20 protein-coding genes are annotated in these 19,273 nt (G+C 64.9%); 8 read left to right on the plus strand and 12 right to left on the minus strand.

The annotated features are described in order from the left end of the window. Nucleotides 1-122: 122 nt before the first annotated feature. The gene (locus tag N1058_RS01020) at nt 123-1,214 is read left to right on the plus strand and encodes a glycosyltransferase family 4 protein (protein WP_420847927.1); all 1,092 of its coding nucleotides are present in this window, start codon (nt 123-125) and stop codon (nt 1,212-1,214) included. Between the two features lie 223 nt (nt 1,215-1,437). Here the strand turns inward: N1058_RS01020 and N1058_RS01025 are convergent, their stop codons facing one another. After that, nucleotides 1,438-1,677: a hypothetical protein gene (locus N1058_RS01025; protein WP_265515620.1), complete on the minus strand. Its 240-nt coding sequence runs from the start codon at nt 1,675-1,677 to the stop codon at nt 1,438-1,440. A gap of 149 nt (nt 1,678-1,826) precedes the next feature. On the opposite strand from N1058_RS01025, the gene N1058_RS01030 reads away from it, so the two are divergent. From N1058_RS01030 to N1058_RS01050, 5 genes are all read left to right on the plus strand, one after another. Then, nucleotides 1,827-2,420: a TetR/AcrR family transcriptional regulator gene (locus tag N1058_RS01030; protein WP_265515621.1), complete on the plus strand. Its 594-nt coding sequence runs from the start codon at nt 1,827-1,829 to the stop codon at nt 2,418-2,420. A 48-nt stretch (nt 2,421-2,468) separates the two neighbouring features. Further along, nucleotides 2,469-3,629: an isovaleryl-CoA dehydrogenase gene (locus N1058_RS01035; protein ID WP_265515622.1), complete on the plus strand. Its 1,161-nt coding sequence runs from the start codon at nt 2,469-2,471 to the stop codon at nt 3,627-3,629. 84 nt (nt 3,630-3,713) lie between these two features. Continuing rightward, complete coding sequence (locus N1058_RS01040) at nt 3,714-5,321, plus strand: carboxyl transferase domain-containing protein (RefSeq protein ID WP_265515623.1); 1,608 nt, start codon at nt 3,714-3,716, stop codon at nt 5,319-5,321. A 408-nt stretch (nt 5,322-5,729) separates the two neighbouring features. After that, on the plus strand, nt 5,730-6,254 hold the full coding sequence (locus N1058_RS01045; protein ID WP_265515624.1) for an O-acetyl-ADP-ribose deacetylase: 525 nt from the start codon (nt 5,730-5,732) through the stop codon (nt 6,252-6,254). 177 nt (nt 6,255-6,431) lie between these two features. Continuing rightward, entirely contained in the window at nt 6,432-7,328 is an 897-nt protein-coding gene (locus N1058_RS01050; RefSeq protein ID WP_265515902.1) for an HNH endonuclease, read from the plus strand. Between the two features lie 9 nt (nt 7,329-7,337). Here N1058_RS01050 and N1058_RS01055 read toward each other — a convergent pair whose 3' ends face one another. The 8 genes from N1058_RS01055 to N1058_RS01085 form a co-directional block, all read right to left on the minus strand. Then, nucleotides 7,338-7,667, minus strand: coding sequence for a helix-turn-helix transcriptional regulator (locus N1058_RS01055; protein WP_265515625.1), 330 nt, complete (start codon nt 7,665-7,667; stop codon nt 7,338-7,340). 11 nt (nt 7,668-7,678) lie between these two features. After that, the gene (locus N1058_RS24200; protein ID WP_420847921.1) at nt 7,679-7,780 is read right to left on the minus strand and encodes a type II toxin-antitoxin system RelE family toxin; all 102 of its coding nucleotides are present in this window, start codon (nt 7,778-7,780) and stop codon (nt 7,679-7,681) included. A 53-nt stretch (nt 7,781-7,833) separates the two neighbouring features. After that, nucleotides 7,834-8,109: a DUF2314 domain-containing protein gene (locus N1058_RS01060; RefSeq protein ID WP_265515626.1), complete on the minus strand. Its 276-nt coding sequence runs from the start codon at nt 8,107-8,109 to the stop codon at nt 7,834-7,836. Further along, nucleotides 8,099-8,683 (minus strand): DUF922 domain-containing Zn-dependent protease, encoded by a 585-nt coding sequence (locus N1058_RS01065; RefSeq protein WP_265515627.1) that lies wholly within the window; start codon nt 8,681-8,683, stop codon nt 8,099-8,101. Before N1058_RS01065 ends, N1058_RS01060 begins: the two co-directional genes overlap by 11 nt. A gap of 681 nt (nt 8,684-9,364) precedes the next feature. Then, complete coding sequence (locus tag N1058_RS01070) at nt 9,365-10,135, minus strand: MBL fold metallo-hydrolase (RefSeq protein ID WP_265515628.1); 771 nt, start codon at nt 10,133-10,135, stop codon at nt 9,365-9,367. 126 nt (nt 10,136-10,261) lie between these two features. Next, a complete protein-coding gene (locus N1058_RS01075; RefSeq protein ID WP_265515629.1) occupies nt 10,262-11,080 on the minus strand; it encodes an ABC transporter ATP-binding protein in 819 nt (272 codons plus the stop codon). After that, nucleotides 11,073-12,125, minus strand: a complete 1,053-nt coding sequence (locus N1058_RS01080; protein ID WP_265515630.1) for a FecCD family ABC transporter permease — start codon at nt 12,123-12,125, stop codon at nt 11,073-11,075. Before N1058_RS01080 ends, N1058_RS01075 begins: the two co-directional genes overlap by 8 nt. Further along, nucleotides 12,122-13,108 (minus strand): FecCD family ABC transporter permease, encoded by a 987-nt coding sequence (locus N1058_RS01085; protein WP_265515631.1) that lies wholly within the window; start codon nt 13,106-13,108, stop codon nt 12,122-12,124. The genes N1058_RS01080 and N1058_RS01085 overlap by 4 nt, the downstream gene beginning before the upstream one ends. A 116-nt stretch (nt 13,109-13,224) precedes the next feature. Here N1058_RS01085 and N1058_RS01090 point away from each other — a divergent pair, with 116 nt between their 5' ends. Further along, nucleotides 13,225-14,130 (plus strand): ABC transporter substrate-binding protein, encoded by a 906-nt coding sequence (locus N1058_RS01090; protein ID WP_265515632.1) that lies wholly within the window; start codon nt 13,225-13,227, stop codon nt 14,128-14,130. Nucleotides 14,131-14,191: 61 nt separating this feature from the next. Here the strand turns inward: N1058_RS01090 and N1058_RS01095 are convergent, their stop codons facing one another. Both N1058_RS01095 and N1058_RS01100 read right to left on the minus strand, forming a co-directional pair. Beyond that, a complete protein-coding gene (locus N1058_RS01095) occupies nt 14,192-14,506 on the minus strand; it encodes a DUF7507 domain-containing protein (protein WP_338040603.1) in 315 nt (104 codons plus the stop codon). Further along, nucleotides 14,499-15,839 carry a DUF7507 domain-containing protein gene (locus N1058_RS01100; protein WP_265515633.1) on the minus strand — a complete coding sequence of 447 codons (1,341 nt, stop codon included), beginning with the start codon at nt 15,837-15,839 and terminating at the stop codon, nt 14,499-14,501. The genes N1058_RS01095 and N1058_RS01100 overlap by 8 nt, the downstream gene beginning before the upstream one ends. A 990-nt stretch (nt 15,840-16,829) precedes the next feature. Between N1058_RS01100 and N1058_RS01105 the strand changes: the two genes are divergently transcribed. Then, the gene (locus N1058_RS01105) at nt 16,830-18,791 is read left to right on the plus strand and encodes an acetyl-CoA carboxylase biotin carboxylase subunit (protein WP_265515634.1); all 1,962 of its coding nucleotides are present in this window, start codon (nt 16,830-16,832) and stop codon (nt 18,789-18,791) included. 164 nt (nt 18,792-18,955) lie between these two features. Here the strand turns inward: N1058_RS01105 and N1058_RS01110 are convergent, their stop codons facing one another. Further along, nucleotides 18,956-19,222 carry an SEL1-like repeat protein gene (locus N1058_RS01110; protein WP_265515635.1) on the minus strand — a complete coding sequence of 89 codons (267 nt, stop codon included), beginning with the start codon at nt 19,220-19,222 and terminating at the stop codon, nt 18,956-18,958. Between the last annotated feature and the right edge of the window lie 51 nt (nt 19,223-19,273).

Below are 19,273 nucleotides of genomic sequence, written 5' to 3' on the forward strand. Positions count from 1 at the left end.
TGCAAGGGTCGGATGATCGGGATCCCCACTCACCTCCTTTTGGACAGATGAAAACTGTACGGATTGTGCCCGCAGATGATGTAAGCAGAGACCTTAACCCGACCGAAGATGTGCGGATCACCATGGTTCTGCCATCACTGAATCCGGGCGGTAGTGAGCGCGTCATGACTTTGCTCGCCAATCACTTGGCGGAGCGGAACTGGCGGATTTCGATCGTGACGTTGGAGGGATCGGAGAAAGATTCCTATTACGCGACCCATCCTGCTGTTGAGATCATCCGCCTCGGCTTACAAACGGCACGAAACAATTGGATCAGAGCACTGTGGCTGACGGCGAACCGTATATTCTGTCTGCGCCGCACATTCCTGAACCAGCGGTCGCACCTTGTCATCAGTTTTCTTACTCGCACCAACATCCTGTCCGTCATGGCTGCATCAGGTACGGGTATTCCGGTCGTCGTTTCCGAGCGCAACAATCCTGAACTTCAGGAATTCGGTTTTATCTGGTCGTGGCTACGCCGGCAGCTCTATCCGCGGGCTTTCGGCCTCGTCACAATCACCAAAGGAGCGATGGATTTCTTTCCGCCTAAAGAGCGGCCGCGAACCTGGGTCATCCCCAATCCCGTTGCACTACCGGCCGACCTTCCAGATCGGCGCGGCAACAAGACATTGGCCGCGGTGGGACGACTGGTGCCTCAGAAGGGATTTGATCTTCTTCTTGAAGCCTTCGCTCGCATCGCCTCAGTTCATGACGAGTGGCAGTTGATGATTTGGGGCGAAGGGCCGGAGCGATCGAATTTGATCGCGCAACGCGATGCACTTGGTCTCGGTACCCGCGTACTGTTTCCGGGGGTTAGCGAACGTCCTTGTCAGTGGATAGAGAGCGCAGACGTGTTCGTTCTGTCCTCCCGTTACGAAGGTTGGGGAAATGTACTTGCCGAGGCGATGGCGGCGGGACTGCCCGTCGTATCGTTCAACTGCCGTCATGGGCCGGCCGAAATCATCACCCCTGACAAAGACGGCCTGCTCGTTCCCAACGGCGATATCGGTGCCCTTTCCAACTCGCTTTCTCTTGTGCTGGGGAACGAAGCATTGCGCCGGCGGCTCGGTAAGGCGGCAACCCGCTCCGCGCGCCGCTTCGCGATCGATATAGTCATCAGCAGTTGGGATGAGATCGTCCACTGCGCCCTTCAAGCAAACCGGGGCAAAATTTGAAATAATATGGGTTCGGACCGGCAATTGGCCTTCGCGAGGGTCTCCGTCTCATGAGGGTCTGACAACGCCGTTCCCGAAAGACGAGCAAGCGCTATACCGCTCTTCCTCGCAGCGACGCGAATGAGCGGCCGCGGGCGCAAAAACTTGGCGGCAGATACGTTTGATCCGCCCCGAATTCATCATGCCCGGGCGTATCGGGCGGCACAGCCGGCTGGTCTGCCGTTCACGCCATGTCCTCTTCCCCGGCCGGTCCTTCCTGCCGATAGAGTATGTCCACGAGCTCAGCGACCTTCCCCTTCGGCATCGGCCTGAAATCGTTCACCAGCGCATCGTCATTCATCACCCATGCATGCGCCTCCTGCAGTTCCGCAGGTGTCGCGCCGGTGGCGGCGATCTCGGCGACAAGGGCGTTGTCGACGGGCCCCAGAATGTCTTCGACGGCTTGCCTGGTCAGTGTCGCCATCCCGTTCTCCCTTGGCTGTCCGGACGATCTCACCCTCTAAAATGGTTACAGGGCGGGCGGAGTTCCAGGGTTTCCAACTGCAGCGGAAACGGACGCTCTTGAATTAATTAAACGGACGTTCTATTAATTCTTTGTACTCTGGAGGCACCATGGCGCGGACGGCAGGCTCGGATGGCGAAAAGACCCTGGCGGCGATACGCCAGTCGGCGCTGTCGCTGATCGCCCGCCATGGCTTCGAGGCCATGTCCATGCGTCAGCTCGGCGAGCGGGTCGGCGTACAGCCGGCCGCGCTCTACCGCTACTTCCCCAACAAGGAAGCGCTGCTTTTCACACTGATGGAAGAGCACATGACCGGCCTCCTGGCATCGTGGGAAAACGCGAAGCCGGAGAGCGCCGATCCGACGGCGCAGCTTTCCGCGTTCGTGCGCAACCACATTCATTTCCACGTCGAGCGCCGGCTTTCCACACATGTCAACAATATGGAGCTGCGCAGCCTTTCTCCGGAAAAGCTCACCCATATCCTGCGCCTTCGCGCGGCCTACGAGAAGGAACTGCGCCAGATATTGCGCGACGGGGCGGAACTGGGCCGCTTCCGCATAGAGGACGTCACGCTGACGGCCATGGCCATCATCCAGATGATCACCGGCGTCATCGCCTGGTTCCGGCCCGACGAGCGCCTTTCCGTACGCGAAGTGGCCCATAATTATCACATCATGACCATGCGCCTCGTCGGCGCCGGTTGATACCGGGACCAGGGACAATGGCCTTGGTATAGGAGGAGGAGAACGACCATGTTCGACCAGACCATGCGCTTCGGGCACGGCGAGGAGATCGAGGCGCTGCGCGAGATGGTGCACCGCTTCGCGCAGGAGCAGATTGCGCCGCTGGCCGCCGAGATCGACCGGGAAAACGATTTTCCCGCCCAGCTCTGGCCGAAAATGGGCAAACTCGGCCTGCTTGGCATGACGGTGGAGCCGGAACGGGGCGGTTCCGGCCTCGGCTATCTTGCCCATGTGGTGGCGATGGAGGAGATCAGCCGCGCCTCGGCCTCCGTCGGGCTTTCCTACGGCGCCCATTCCAATCTCTGCGTCAACCAGATCCGGCGCTGGGGCAGCGAGGCGCAGAAGCGGAAATACCTCCCTGCCCTGTGCTCGGGCGAGACCGTCGGCGCGCTCGCCATGTCGGAGACGGGCGCGGGTTCGGACGTGGTTTCCATGAAGCTGAAGGCCGCAAAGCACAACGGCCGCTATGTGCTCAACGGCTCCAAGATGTGGATCACCAACGGGCCCGAGGCCGGCACGCTGGTGGTCTACGCCAAGACCGATCCGCAGGCCGGCCCACGCGGCATCACAGCCTTCATCGTCGAACGCGGCATGAAGGGCTTTTCGGTGGCGCAGAAGCTGGACAAGCTCGGCATGCGCGGCTCCAATACCGGCGAACTGGTGTTCGAGGATGTCGAGGTGCCGTTCGACAATGTGCTGGGCGAGGAGGGCCAGGGCGTCAACATCCTCATGTCCGGGCTCGATTATGAGCGCGTGGTGTTGGCCGGCGGGCCGCTCGGCATCATGGCCGCCTGCATGGATGTGGCGGTGCCCTATGTGAACGAGCGCAAGCAGTTCGGCCAGCCCATCGGCGCGTTTCAGCTCGTGCAGGGCAAGCTGGCCGACATGTATACGACGATGAACGCCTGCCGCGCCTATGTCTATGCCGTGGCGGCGGCCTGCGACCGGGGCGAGACGACGCGCAAGGATGCCGCCGGCTGCATTCTCTACGCGGCCGAAAAGGCGACCCAGGCCGCGCTCGACGCGATCCAGCTTCTGGGCGGCAACGGCTATGTCAACGAATACCCGACCGGCCGCCTGCTGCGCGATGCCAAGCTCTACGAGATCGGCGCCGGCACGAGCGAAATCCGCCGCTGGCTGATCGGCCGCGAAATCGCCGGAGAGGCCTGAGGGGCTTGCATGCCTTCGCCACAGGCCTAATCTCCGCGCATGTTCCACAAAGCCCCTGAACGCCATTGAGGAGACCCACCGCGCATGACCGTCATTTCCTCGCAGCTCTCGCCCGCCTCCGAAACCTTCAAGGCCAACCGGGCGCGCATGGAGGCGCTGGTCGCGGAGATGGCCGAAAAGGCGGCCGTGATCGGGAAGGGCGGCACCGACGAGGCGCGCGAGCGCCACACCAGCCGCGGCAAGCTCCTGCCGCGCGAGCGGCTGGCGCAGTTGCTCGACCCCGGCGCGCCCTTTCTGGAAATCGGCCAGTTCGCCGCCTCCGGGCTCTATGGCGGCGACATCGCCTCGGCGGGGCTGATCGCCGGGGTGGGGCGTGTCGAGGGCGTGGAGGTGATGGTCGTCGTCAACGACGCCACCGTGAAGGGCGGCACCTACTATCCCCTCACCGTGAAGAAGCACCTGCGCGCGCAGGAGATCGCGCTGGAAAACAACCTGCCCTGCATCTACCTGGTCGATTCGGGCGGCGCCAATCTGCCCAATCAGGACGAGGTCTTTCCCGACCGCGAGCATTTCGGGCGCATCTTCTACAACCAGGCCAACATGTCGGCGCGCGGCATTCCTCAGATCGCCTGCGTCATGGGCTCGTGCACGGCAGGCGGGGCCTATGTGCCGGCGATGAGCGACGAGACCGTGATGGTAAAGGGCAACGCCACCATCTTCCTCGGCGGCCCGCCCCTCGTGAAGGCCGCCACCGGCGAGGTGGTGACGGCGGAGGAGCTTGGAGGCGCGGAGGTGCACACGCGCGAATCGGGCGTGGCCGACCACTACGCGCTCAACGACGAGCACGCGCTGGCCATCGTCCGCCGCATCGTCAAGAACCTCAATCGAAAGAAGGACTTGAAGCTCGCGGTTCGCAAACCGATTCCGCCGCTTCACGATCCTCATGAGATCTACGGCATTATCCCCGCCGACACCCGCCAGCCCTATGACGTGCGCGAGGTGATCGCCCGCATCGTCGACGGCTCCGAGCTCGACGAGTTCAAGGCCAATTACGGCACCACGCTCGTCACCGGCTTCGCCCATATCCACGGCATGCCGGTGGGCATCATCGCCAACAATGGCGTTCTGTTCTCCGAAAGCGCGCTCAAGGGCGCCCATTTCATCGAGCTGTGCTGCCAGCGCAAGATCCCGCTCGTCTTCCTGCAGAACATCACCGGCTTCATGGTGGGGCGCAAATACGAAGCCGGCGGCATCGCCCGCGACGGCGCCAAGCTGGTGACGGCGGTGGCGACGGCGCGCGTGCCGAAACTCACGATCATCATCGGCGGCTCCTTCGGCGCCGGCAATTACGGCATGTGCGGCCGCGCCTACTCCCCCCGCTTCCTGTGGATGTGGCCCAATGCCCGCATCTCCGTCATGGGCGGCGAACAGGCCGCCACCGTGCTTTCCATCGTCAAGCGCGAGGGCATAGAGCGCAAGGGCGGCACCTGGAGCGAGGAGGAGGAAGCCGCCTTCAGGAAGCCGATCCTGGAAAAATACGAACGCGAGGGTCACCCGCTCTATTCCAGCGCTCGCCTATGGGACGACGGCATCATCGACCCGGCGAAAACGCGCGAGGTGCTGGGCCTCTCCCTCTCCGCCGCGCTCAACGCGCCCATCGAGGAGACACGGTTCGGCGTGTTCAGGATGTAACGCCCATCGCGGACGGGTTTGAGCCTTACATGCTTCGATCATCGACCGCAGGAGCACGGTGCCGGAAGCGTTTGGCGCGGGCGGAAAGGGAACGGCATGGATCCCAGGGTCTCCGCCTTCGGCTCCGCCCTGGGATGACGAAGGGGATGGGATACTGCTTACATGATGGACCGCCAGCGTCCACCTTCGACAGTGCAAGCGTTCGCGCCATCCTTCCACTTCGTCATCCCCGTCAGCAGGAGCGGCCGGAGCCCACCTTCGATAGGGCAAGCGTTGGCGCCATCCCCTCCGCTTCGTCATCCGCGCGCTCTTGACCCGAGCTTCCATGCCTGAACAATGACGACGATACCGGCACGCGCCCGAGCGCCCACCAAGGCATCCTCTTTCAACAACGGAAGGAGCAAGCCCATGCCCGTCATAGACCGCATGACAGCCATCACCGGCGACATCACCAGGATCGAAGCCGACGCCATCGTCAACGCCGCCAACGCTTCGCTGCTCGGCGGCGGAGGCGTGGACGGCGCGATCCACCGCGCCGCCGGCCCCGAGCTTCTGGAAGAATGCAGGACCTTGAACGGCTGCGAGACCGGCGAGGCCAAGATCACCAGAGCCTACCGCCTCCCCGCCCGCCACGTCATCCACACGGTCGGCCCGGTCTGGCACGGCGGCGGCCAGGGCGAAGCCGAACGCCTCGCCTCCTGCTACCGCCGCTCCCTGGAGCTCGCCCGCGACCACGGCTGCAACTCCATCGCCTTCCCGGCCATTTCCACCGGCGTCTACGGGTATCCGAAGGATGAGGCCGCCCGCATCGCGGTGCGAGCGGTGGCGGAGTTTCTGGAGGGGAGTGAATTGCCGGAGAGGGTTATCTTTGTCGGCTTCGATGAGGAGACGACGCGGGGGTATGCTGTGGAACTAGCAGCGCTGGACTGCTAGCGGGATGCCATCGTTCTGATCGTTGTCGAGCGCGAGGACGAGGACGTGGCCTTCGAGAAGCCAATCCTGGCGAAATACGAACGCGAAGGCCGCCCGCTTTACTCGCCAGCCCGACAGTGGGGCGACGGCATCATATTCGAATTGCCAGCCTGAGGACGGACCCGATATACAAGCGTGATGGGATTCGGGGTATTTATTCATCGCTCAGATTCGATTTACGACGATAGTCCTGCAGAGCAGTACCAGTTTCCCGCCCAATATCTCGGACGGGTGAAAGCCTGCGTCGGTAGCTGGATCATCTACTATGAGCCGAGCAAAGTGCCCGATACTCGCGGCTATTTTGCCGTCGCAAAAGTCCAAGAGGTTATTCCCGATCCCGGCACACAAGGTATGTACCTGGCCCTGATCGAGCCCGGCACCTATCTTGATTTCGCCAATCCCGTTCCGTTCAGCGGCCCAGGTGGCGTAATCGAACGGGGCGTGCTGAACGAGCAAGGACGAATTTCCGGTCGTGCGCAATCTGCTGTCCGCTCGATCTCTTCCAGCGATTTCCATCGGATTGTTATGGCGGGGCTGGAGGACGGAGAGCTATTGCTGCCCCGCTTTGGCGAGGCCACGTCCGACGGGTTTCGGGAAGAGCAGACCCCCTTCCAATTCGAGCAGAAGCGTGAGCGGATTAGCAACTTGACATCACGCGTCGTGAGGGATCGCATCTTCCGCCGCATCGTCCTGCGCGCCTATGACGAACGCTGCGCCGTGACTGGGCTGAAACTCATCAACGGGCGCGGTCGGGCTGAGGTCGAGGCCGCCCATATCCGCCCGGTCGAGGCAAATGGACCCGACACGGTGAGGAACGGCATCGCGCTTTCCGGCACGGTGCACTGGATGTTCGATCGTGGGCTGATCAGCCTATCAGACGATCTCGAAATCCTTGTCTCGCGCCAGGTCAACGACCCCGACCGTGTGCATGGTCTCATCAACCGGACCTACCGGGCACTGGCGCCAGACCGCCCGTCGCTCCGCCCCCACCCGCATTTCCTAGCCTGGCACCGCGAAAATTGCTTCAAGCAGTGAGAGAACATCTCACACCAGATCATCAACAGCCACACCAAGCGCCGCAGCCAGCTTCCGCCGTGTCTGCACCGATCCCGTCTTCCTCCCGGCCTCGATATCGGCAATCTGCACCCGGTTGTCGCTGGTGCGTTCGGCCAGCGCCGCCTGGGTCAGGCCGCGCAGGTCGCGGAAGACGCGCAGCGGGCTTTCGCCGTCCACCATGCGGCGCACATATTCGGCGGGGATGGCTTGGCCGGGATCGGCCATGGCGCGGTCATAGGCTTCGATGTCCGCCAGTTTCTCGGCGGCCGCGCGCAGCCTTGCGTATTCCTCGCGGGTGATCGTGATCGTATCGGCCATGCTCTTCTCCATCAGTCGTAGACGCCGCCGCGCGGCCCGATGTGCAGAATGTCCAGAACCTCGCCGTCATGCATGATGACACGCCAGTCGCCAACCGCCCCTCCCCCGTTCACCGCGCCAGCACCGGAATGCGATTTTGCACGCCATCTCCCCCAGCAGTAGCTTCTCAATCGCGGAACTGCCGCCGCAGTTCCTCCGCTTGCGCGGCGGGCATGTCGCCCATCATCGCCCGGACCGTGTAGCCGCCGAAGCGCGCCTCGCCGGTGTTGATCATCCAGTCCTCGATCTCGTCCGGGGAAAGTTCGACCGGATCGCCGGCCCGGTAGCCGGGAGTGACGGGATCGTTCGCGAGCCGGCCCTGAAAGACACCGTTTCGCATGCCGATCACCTCCACCCAGATGTGCTCGGCCCTGCCGCCGCCACAAGCGGTTTTATTGCCCATTCACCAGCGCCAGCACCAGTTGGTGCACATTGCCGCCATTGCTCATCTCCACGCGGTCGAACTCGCGGCTTTGCCGCCTTTGTTCCAGCGAGAGCGTGCGGAGGCGGTTCTGGAGTTCGGCGCGGACCTTGTTGCAGTCGGGGTCGGCTTGCATGGCGAGACCTATCGAGGCGGCCTCGATCTTTTTCACCATGTCGACGATGATCTCGCCATGCACGTGCTCATGCGCCGTAACGCCCGTAATAAAGCGGTCCCAGAGCTTTTTCGTCTCGGTGGGAAGCGGGCCGGAAACTTGCGGCAGGCGGTAGGTGATGATGAGCTTGGGCTTTGCCGAGGCGAGCACGCAGCCGCCGCCCTGCTGCTGGTAGTCGCGGGTCCATGTCAGCTTGAAATCCGTGTAGGCGATGGCCCGTCCGATGCCCACCTTCGGTCCGCGCGCGCCGATGGACTCGTACAGCGCGATGCCCGTCGCGCCGGTTATCTGGTAAGGCTCCACCTTCTCGACAGGCTGCCAGTCGCCCGCCGCCGCTGTCCCGGCCATCGCCAGCATCGCCAGCATCACGAAAATCCGCATTGCGCACCCTTCATCCATCGACCGCCCATCGGTCACGGCATGTTTCCCGCCGCCCGCCGCGTGTCAAGGCGCCGGCGCCGGCGTTTTGCCGCCATCCCTCCTGCCATTCGTCATCCTCGGGCTTAACCCGAGGACCCATGCCTGAATGCTGGCGACGGCCACCGGCGACCCCATAAACCCGCCGCCCGTGGACAAAATCCGCGCCCCGTTCCGGCCAAGCCCTTGTCCCGGCACACCTTTTCCAATTTTCCTCGCGGAAACTTATCCCCACGCGCCCCGCCGCCCTTATCATGCTCCCCATCGCCCTCACGGGAACCGGGTCCGGACCGGGGATCAGGGAGGGCGGCGGCAGCCTCCCCTTCCGGGTCGGTACCGGAGGCATGTGAGGGCCTGCAGCAGGCCGGAGTCCTGTGTCCTGAGCTTGTCGAAGGACGCAGGGCGCGGAGAAGCCGCGGGAGGTTCGGTCCAGGCGTCTCAGTGACGAGCCTGGGCGCCCCAAAAGGGCAATGGGAACCTTCCTTGACCGGTCACGCAGGACAGCGGCCGGCGGGGCGCGTTGATCGCGCCACATTAAATTACACAGAGAGGCACGGACAACGCGCCCCGCTTCCCACGCTCTTTGAAACCCGGTGCGATGGCGCGCGGGAACGAATCCGCGCGTCCGCTCCGCTCCGGAGCCGATCAGCTATACCAGGGGCCCTGCACGACCTCGGTCTCCACTTCCGCTTCCGCCACCCTGGCGGCGAAGGCTTCCGGGTCCTGGCCGCGATAGTGGTAGGGATAGACATAGGTGGGGGCGAATTCGGCCACGGCCGAGGCCGCCTGCTCGATATCCATCGTATAGGGCAGGTTCATGGGCACGAAGGCGATGTAAATGTCCTCGAGTGCGCGCATCTCGGGGATATCCTCGGTGTCGCCGGCGATATAGACGCGGCGGCCGTCGATGGTCAGCACATAGCCGTTGTCGCGGCCCTGCGGGTGGTATTGCAGGCGGTCCTCCGTGGTGTTGTAGGCCGGGATGGCCTCGATCTCGATATCGCCGACCGTCATCGTCTCGCCATTGGCCATCGCCGTGGCCTTGGCCTTCAGCTCTTCGGGCAGCATGTCGTGGACGGCGGGGTTGGTGATCAGCCGCGTGTTCTCGCCGGCAAGGGCGGCAAGCGTCTCGGCGTCGTAGTGATCCCCGTGCTCGTGCGTGACCAGGATGAGATCGGGCTCGGGGTGGCCCTCATAGGCCGCGGCCCCGCCCACAGGATCGGCATAGATCACCATGCCGGGCACGGTCATGACGAAGGACGCATGGTCGATCGGATGAATGGTGATCTGACCGGTCTCGGTCTCGTAGGTGTCGCCGCCTTTCTGAGCGCGTGCAACGAAAGGCATAACGGTGGTGGCGCCCAGCACCGCCGCTCCGGCGGCACCCAGCTTCAGCGCATCGCGTCGTGTCATCATCGTCGGGTTCTCCAGTTGGGGGGCAGGCCGGCCCCGTTGGAAATGCAGCGGCCCGATGCGCAATTATAGGTCATGCGAGCGCGTTTACGAGCCCGGCGAATAGAGGGGTCGCGCAAAATTGAAGCGTCAGCCGTGCCCGGTGGCGCGGACGGGGATGCAGAAGGGCCGCCCCGTTTCCTCGTCGCTCAGCACCCGGCATTCGATGCCGAAAACGCTGGAGATCACGTCGCGCGTGAAGGTCTGCGCCACCGGCCCCTGCGCCACGATGCGGCCCTGTCTGAGAAAGACGATGTCGTCGGCGTGGCGGGCGGCCAAGTTGAGGTCGTGCAGCACCACGGCCACGGTGCGGGCCTCGCGGTGGCACAGGCGCGCGACCAGATCCAGCGTTTCCAGCGCATGGGCGATGTCGAGATGGTTGGTCGGCTCGTCGAGCAGGATCACGGGCGCTGCCTGGGCGATGACCATGGCGATCCAGGCCCGCTGCAGCTGCCCGCCCGAAAGCGAGCCGATGGGCCGGGCGGCGATGTCGTCGACGCCGGCCGCGGCCATGGCGGCATCGGCGGCTTGCCGGTCGCCGGGGCCGGCGGGGGCGAAGCGCTTGCGGTGCGCATAGCGGCCGAGCCGCACCAGATCCTCGACCGTCATCTCGTCGGGGGCGGAAGGGTTCTGGCTGAGCATCGCAATGCGCCGCGCGCGCTCGCGCACGGGAAGGGCGTCGACGGAGCCGTCGTCGACCAGCGCCGCGCCGGCGCTCAAAGGCAGCATCGCCCGCATGGCCCGCAGCATCGTGGATTTGCCGCAGCCATTGGGGCCGCACAGTGCCGTCACCCGGCCGCTGGCGATGGCAAGGTCCAGCCCTTCGAATACCAGCCGCGAACCGTAGCCGGCGGCGGCACCGCGCAATTCGAGGCCGTTCCGCAAGCCGGTCAGGGTTCGTTCAAGCATGGTTCTGCCTCGCGCGGAACAGGATGAAAAGGAAGTACGGCGCCCCCAGAAGCGCGGTCGCGGCGCCCGTCGGCACTTCGAGCGGGGCGAAGCCGTAGCGCACCACGATGTCAGCCGCGATGACGGCGAGCGCACCCAGCATGGCGCTGCCGGCGATGAGCGGCAGGGCGCGCAGGCCCAGGAGAAGGCGGGCCGCGTGCGGCGCCACCAGTCCGACGAAGCCGATCGCGCCGACGAAGGAGACGGCGCCCGCCGTCAGGACCACCGACAGCCCCATCAGCATGAACTGGCTGCGCCGCACGGCGACGCCTGTCGCCATGGCGCTGTTGTCGTCGAGCAGAAGCTGGTCCATCCGCCGCGCCATCAGCACCACGGCCGGAAGGCAGATCGACAGCACCAGCCCGGTGGCCGCGACATCGCTCCAGCGTGCCTCGTGCACGGAGCCTGCCAGCCATATCGCGGCCTGGCTGGCGCGGTAGACGGGCCCGGCCACGATAAACAGCGTCACGCCGGCGCGGGCGAGCGCGCCGAGCGCGAAGCCATACAATATCAGGCTTACCGGCCCGACATTGCCGCGCCCGGCCAGCAGCGCCACGAGCATGGCGAAAAAAGCCGCCCCCAGAGCCGTGGCGACCGGCTGCCAATAGATGCTGACGGTCAGCATGTTGGCCGGGTCGGTGAACAGGAAAAGGAATGCGACCGCGCCCAGCGCCGCGCCGTCGGTAACGCCCAGGACGGAGGGCGCGGCAAGTGCGTTGCGGGTGGCACGCTGCAGGACGAGGCCGGCCAGGCCCAGCGAGGCGCCGGCGACACCGGCCAGCAGCACGCGCGGCGCCCGCAGGGTCCACAGGATCAGCATGTCGGTCGCCGAGCCCTGCCCGATCAGCGCCGGCAGCAGGCGCTCCAGCGGCATGGGCGAGCTGCCCATGCTCAATCCGGCAAGCATTGCCGCCAGCAGCACCGCTGCCACCAGCCCCAGCATGGGAGCCGAGGCATGTCGCGGCATCGCGGACCGGTCCGCTGCGCCCTGCATGATGGCGCTCATAGGCCGACCCCCGCCGCCCGCCGGTGAAGCAGCATCAGGAGCACAGGAACGCCGAGCATCGCCATGACGGCGCCGACCGGGGCCTGCGAGGGATAGATGATGAACCGGGAGACGATATCGGCGGCCATCGCCAGCGCCGCCCCGGCAATGGCTGCCAGCGGCAGCAGCCGGGCGTGTCCACGCACGCCAAGCCGACGCACCAGATGCGGGGCGGCAAGCCCGACGAACGGCACCGGACCGGCAAGCGCCACCGAGAATCCCGACAGAAGCGCGGCGCCCACAATGGCGGCAAAACGCATGCGGACGACCGACAGGCCGAGCGCCGAAGCGGTCGTCTCGTCGGCCGACAGAATGTCGAGCTGCGGCGCCGCAGCCAGGCAGCCGACGCCGATGGCAAGGACGAGGCCGGCGGCGGGCAGGACGAAGAGCGGGTTGCGGTCGGCAAAAGAGCCGGAAAGCCAGAAGAGCAGCTCCTCCATGGTACGCTCGTTCGAAACCAGCAGGATCTGCGTCAGCGAGGCCAGCAGCGCGGCGACCACGATGCCGGCCAGAAGCAGATGCAGCGGCGCGGCGCGCCCTCCCCCGGTCAGCGCGACGCCATAGACGACGGCCGCCGTGAGCAGCGCGCCCGCGCATGCAGCCGCCATGAGGGGCGCCAGGGCCTCCTCCCCGGTCAGCGTGACGACCAGGACCGCCGCGAAGGCCGCCCCCGCATTGACGCCCAGCAAGCCGGGCTCGGCCAATGGATTGCGCGTCACCGTCTGCATGAGAACGCCGGCAATGGCGAGCGCGGCGCCCACGATCATGGCGATCATCGCGCGCGGCAGGCGCAGCGTGTTGACGATCAGGGCCGTCTGGTCTCCGCCGCCCGCCGTCAATGCGCGCCAGACCTCGGCCGGCGGCGTGAAGCGCACGCCCAGATGCAGGCTGGCGGCGGCCAGCAGCACAAGGATGGCAATCAGAACGGCGGTCAGGGCTTTCATGGCCTTCTCCAACCCGCGCCGTTTGCTGAATATGATCGTGGAAGTCAACTTATAACTTGACGCCGACAATCACATTTCGGCATGTCGACACCTCAACGCCTGAAAGGAGCACCCCGATGAAACTGTTATCGAAACTGGCGGCGGCAGCGCTGTTTACGCTTTGCGCCTTTTCGGCGCACGCCGGCGAAATAGCCCATGCGATGGGGGTTACGAACGTGCCGGACGCGCCGAAAAGGATCGTCGTCCTGACCAATGAGGGCACGGAGGCGCTGCTGGCGCTGGGTATCACGCCGGTCGGCGCGGTCAACTCCTGGACGGGCGACCCCTGGTATCCGCACATCGCCGAACAGATGGCCGAGGTCACGCCGGTCGGCAAGGAGAGCGCGGTCAATCTGGAGCTTGTCGCGGCACTCCAGCCGGACCTAATCCTGGGCAACAAGACGCGCCAGGAAGCCATCTATCCGCAGCTTTCGGCCATCGCGCCAACAGTCTTTTCAGAGCGGCTGCGCGGCGACTGGCGGGTCAATTTCAAGCTCTACGCAGAAGCTGTCGGTCAGGCGAAGCAGGGAGAGGATGTTCTGGCTGCGTTCGATGCCGAGATTGCCGCATTGCGCGAAAAGCTCGGCGCGCGCACCGACGAGCGCGTCTCCATCGTCCGCATCCTGGCGGGTCAGATACGCATCTACCAGAAGGACAGCTTCTCGGGCTTCATCCTCGACCAGATCGGCTTCAACCGCCCGCCGAACCAGGACGTCGACGCGTTCGCGCTGCGGGTGGGCAAGGAGAGCATTCCGGATATGGAAGGCGACCGCCTTATCTACTTCACCTATGACACGGGCGACGGCGAAGGCGAGAAAGCCACGGAGGAAGTGTTGAACGATCCGCTTTGGCAAAGCCTCGATGTGGTCGAGGGCGGCAAGGTGCATGCGGTCGACGACGTCATATGGAACACAGCCGGCGGCATTCTGGCGGCGCGGCTGATGCTGAAGGAAATTGCCCGGATCTACGGCGTCGCCGAGTAGTCGGGAAGATCGTTTCTAGCCTCCCCGCGCCGTCGGCGTGGGGAGGCAGGTTTCTGATGGTTCAGAACTTTCCGACGACGTTGAGGAACGGTCCCTTGTCGTCCAGCGTCAGGTCGCGCAGATCGTCGGAGAACCGGCCGAAATTATAGCCTGCGCCGACTTTGAAGTTGTTGCCGACATGGCGGTAGAGCGCGGCCAGGAAGCCGTAGTCCGCCGACTTGATGGTGGGCGTGTAGAACGCCCTGCCTTCGACGAGGGCATCCCAGTTCTTCACGATATGAAGGTCGGCGCGAACCGTTGCCCGGCTGTCCGTCACCGTCACATCGGTCAAGCTCACATTGCCGGTGTTTTCGACCGTGAAGGTGTAATCAAGCACCTCGCCCGCATCGATCCGCCCGTTGCCGTCGGCGTCGACATTGGGTCACGTCCTTGACGAAATCGTAGTCGGCGACCTGGGTGACACCGCCCGGCGGGCTAGTCGGGTCTCCCCGATTGCTGCCCGGCGGGCGCGACCGCCTGATCACGTCGTCGTCATTGGGATCCTTGGCCGTGGCGTCGGCCACATTATCGAGGTCGCCCGCATCGATGTCGGCCTGCGTGATCGTGTAGGTGCCGGTCACGCTGGTCGTGTCCACCTGGCCCACCGCGAGCGTCGGGATCGGGCTGCCGGAGATGGTGGCGCGGCTGTCCGTGACCGCCACATCGCTCAAGGTCACATTGCCGGTGTTCTCGACCGTGAACGTGTAGTCGATCGTCTCGCCGGAATCGAACAGGCCGTTGCCGTTGGCGTCGGCATGCCTTGCTTCCTTGACGAAGTCGTAATCGGCGATCTGCGCGAAACCCGGAACGGTGGTGGGCTCGCCTTCCGCGCCATTCGGCGGGCGCGATTGCTTGGTCACGTCATTGCCGCCCGGGTCCTTGGCCGTGGCCGAGGCCAGATTGTCCAGATCGCCGGCATCGATATCGGCCTGCGTCACCGTGTAGGTGCCGGTCACGCTGGTCGTGTCCACCGCGCCCGGCGCCAGCGGCCCGGGTATCGGGCTGCCCGAAAGGACGGCGCGCGAATCCGTCACAACCACATCGGTCAGGCTCACATTGCCGGTGTTCTCGACGGTGAAGGTGTAGGCGATCGTCTCACCGGCATCGACACGCCCATTGCTGTCGGCGTCGTCGTGGGCGGATTCCTTGATGAAGTCGTAGGAGGGAGCGGCGGCGATGGTCACGACGGTCGGGTTCTCGTCCACCCCCGGTGTGTCGCTGGAAATGTCGTCGAACAGGTTGCCGTCGGCATCGGTGCCCTCGGCAACGGCACTGTTGCGGATGCCGCCGGCATCGACGTCCTCCTGGGTCAACTCATAAGTCGCCTCATAGGTGGCGGTCTCGCCCTGGGCTAAGGTGCCCTCCGGAGAGCCAACGGAACTGGAGACGAAGGTCGGGCCGGTGGCCAGCGTCAGCGCCGTCCCGTCGAGCCGCTCCAGCGTGTCCTCGGAAATTGACACACCGGTCAGTTCCGTGGTGCCCTGGTTCTCCACCGCCATGGTGAAGGTCACCGTATCGCCAGCCTGCGTCGCCCCGCTCGACGCCGTCTTGATGATCTCGATGACTTCGCCGCCGAGGTAGAAACTGGTGAAGCAGGTCGAATTTACCCCTCCGGAATACGAATAGACCGTCAGTGTTTGCGTCGATGCTGTAGCGGTGAATTCAAACACGCGCTGCGACCAGGCGCCTGAATCTGGGAGGACAAAATCCGTCGTGGTGGTTGCCGTGGAAAGGCGCAGTCCTGCACATGGGCCATAGCTTCCCCAGCCTTTAGGGATGCCATAAAAGGGAACACGATATGTATTGCCAGGGATCAAGCCCGTCATTTGGGTATAGATGGACTCTCCCGTCTCAGCAGCACCTCCGCCCTGCCCCATGGATGCAAATGTAGTGTTGCCGTCTGGAGTTGCCGGAATCGGACCTCCAGTCCAAGGATTTGCGCTTTGCCCCGCCCAATGTGTTGTGGTCGAGCAATCTGGAGTCGCAACGCCGTTCGTCCACCCCGGCGGCGTCTGACCAGCCCCGACCGTACAAGGCGACGTCGGCGGGATCGTCTGCGCTTGAGCGCTCTGCGGCGCGAGCGCCAGCAACAGCCCGGCCAGGAACAGCGAGAGAAGCCCGGGACGGGCTGTGAGCGCGCTCGGCGGTCGGCACCGGCCAAACGCGGCGGCGCGCGCCTTCCCGTGAGGAGCAGCGAAGAAAGTAAGCAGGACTTGAAGCAGATTGGACATGGAAACCCCATTGCGCGAGCGGTGTCACGGTGAAGGCCCGGTGCCGGGCGACGCGGTTACTGTCGAAGAACGCAATGTGGCGGAGGCCTTTAGGCAGGCGGGACAGCCTCGGACCGACTCAGGGCCGGGTACAGATTCGTCAGCACCATTAGGAGACGGCGGGCATGCCGATCAGTGTCCAAAGGGTACGCTTACGGTAAACGCCGGGGCCGAAGAGCCCAGCTTCGTCCTCAACGCCATTCCGCCGGAACGCCCCTGCTCCACCGTAAAAGGGGAATGTGCGGCCAGGGCGCGCGGCGTGCTGGCCTGGCACCTGCTCCACGGTCTATAAGATCGGCTGTCTTTTACTTTTCCGCCTTTGTGCGGTCGTCGGGCGGTCTGGCCTGAGTGCCAGCTGCCATCGTGGTCCGTCTTTTTTCGGGAGGTTCAATGTTTCGCACGATCCTGATCGCCAACCGGGGCGAGATCGCCTGCCGGGTCATCCGCACGGCAAAGCGCATGGGAGTGAAGACGGTCGCCGTTTATTCCGATGCCGACCGCAACGCCCTCCATGTTTCCCTGGCCGACAGGGCGATTCCCATCGGCCCGGCCGCAGCAGCGGAAAGCTATCTTAACGGGGCGAAGATCATCGCCGCCGCGCGTGAGGCAGGGGCCGAGGCCATTCATCCGGGCTACGGGTTTCTGTCGGAGAACCCCGACTTCGTGGAGACGGTCGAGGCGGCGGGGCTCACCTTCATCGGCCCCTCGGCCAAAGCCATCCGCGCCATGGGCCTGAAGGATGCGGCCAAGCGGCTGATGGAAAAGGCCGGCGTGCCCGTGGTGCCGGGCTATCACGGCGAGGCGCAGGAACATGTTGTGCTGGCCACCAAGGCCAACGAGATCGGCTATCCGGTGCTGATCAAGGCGCGGGCCGGCGGCGGCGGCAAGGGCATGCGCCGGGTCGACCGCCCGGAGGATTTCGCGGAAGCATTGGCGTCCGCCAAGCGCGAATCCAAGGCGGCCTTCGGCGATGCCCAGGTGCTGGTGGAAAAGCTGATCGACAAGCCGCGCCATATCGAGGTGCAGGTGTTCGGCGATAATCACGGCGGGGCAGTACATCTTTACGAGCGCGACTGCTCGGCCCAGCGGCGGCACCAGAAGGTGATCGAGGAGGCCCCCGCCCCCGGCATGACAAAAGCCATGCGCGCCGCCATGACGGAGGCGGCGGTCACCGCCGCCAAGGCGATAGGCTATAGCGGCGCCGGCACGATCGAGTTCATCGTCGACGCATCGGACGGGCTGCGGCCGGACCGCTTCTGGTTCATGGAGATGAACACCCGGCTGCAGGTGGAGCACCCCGTCACGGAGATGGTGACAGGGGTCGACCTCGTGGAATGGCAGCTGCGGGTGGCGGCGGGTGAGAAGCTGCCGCTGCGGCAGGAGGAGATCAGGCTTTCCGGCCACGCGGTCGAGGCGCGCATCTATGCGGAAGACCCGGCGCGCGACTTCCTGCCGGCGACGGGCCGGCTGCATCATCTGAGCTTCCCCGAAACGCTCGATGGCGGGTCGGTACGCGTGGATGCGGGCGTGCGGCAGGGCGATGAAATCTCACCTTTCTACGACCCGATGATCGCCAAGGTGATCGTGCGTGCCGACGACCGGGCGAAGGCGCTGGAGGCGCTCGGCAAGGCGCTGGACGAGACGGAAATCGCCGGATGCACGGCCAATGTGCCGTTCCTGGCGCGGCTTGCGCGCAATGGGGAATTTGCGTCCGGCGATATCGATACCGGCCTGATAGGCCGCCATATGGATACGCTGCGGCAGGGCCGGACCGCCGGAACGCATGCCGTTGCGCTGGCGGCGCTGGCAGCCTCCGGCGCAAGGCGCGCCCCGGCCGGTGACGACCCCTTCGACGCCTTTGAAGGCTATGGGCACTTCAGCCGGCTTGGACATCACGGGCGGCTGGCGGGAGCCCAGGGAGAGTGGACCTATGCCCTGGAAGCCCTCGGCGGCGGGCGGTTCTCGATCACGCTGCGCGGCAGCGAGGGTGCCGAGGAGGCCGTCACGCTGGGCCCGGACGAGGCGGCGCGGGTCGTGCAATGGCCGGGGCATGTGGCGGTGTTCGAGGGGCCGGAATGCCATGTCTTCCAGAGCTTCGATCCGTTCAGCCTGGCCGATGAAGGCGCGGCCGGCGGCGACAGCCTGCGCGCACCGATGCCGGGGCTGGTGAAGCTGGTGCGGGTAGCCGCCAACGATACTGTCGCCAAGGGCCAGGCGCTGCTGGTTCTGGAGGCGATGAAGATGGAGCACACGATCACCGCGCCGCATGACGGTGTCGTCGCCGAAATTGCGATGGAGGGGGCGCAGGTCACCGACGGGATGGTACTGGTGCGGTTCGACGAAGCGGGCTGAGAGGCTGTGCTGGTTCTAAAGGTTCCGGCAAAACGACAACGCCGCGCCGGCTTCCTCAGCCCGGCGCGGCGCTCTTCGGCTCGTGAGCCGGTGCCCCCGCACTACCTTGGAGCATGACCTTGTCCGAAAACCGGTATCCACTTTTCGGGATCATGCTGTGAAACTCAATGCATTGTCATCCATTCGCGCGCCTCGCGCAGGGCGCGGGCGATCTCGATCTTGGACATATTGGCCGCCAGCTCGGTGCGCAGCTCGGCAGCGCGGGCCGAACCCTTGATGGCCGCGATGTTGAACCATTTGTGCGCCGCGACCAGGTCGACGTCGCAGTCGCGGCCGGTCGCATACATCATGCCGAGCTGAAAGATCACATCGGCCTGCGCACCTGCCCCGATGGCGCCTGAACCTGCTTCCTGAAAGTCAAAACGTGCCATTTTCAAGTCCCCTGTCTTCCTGAGAGCGGCCCGCCCTCCTTGTCCCCTGGA

This window comes from Nitratireductor luteus, assembly GCF_026162365.1.
Lineage (GTDB): Bacteria > Pseudomonadota > Alphaproteobacteria > Rhizobiales > Rhizobiaceae > Chelativorans > Chelativorans luteus.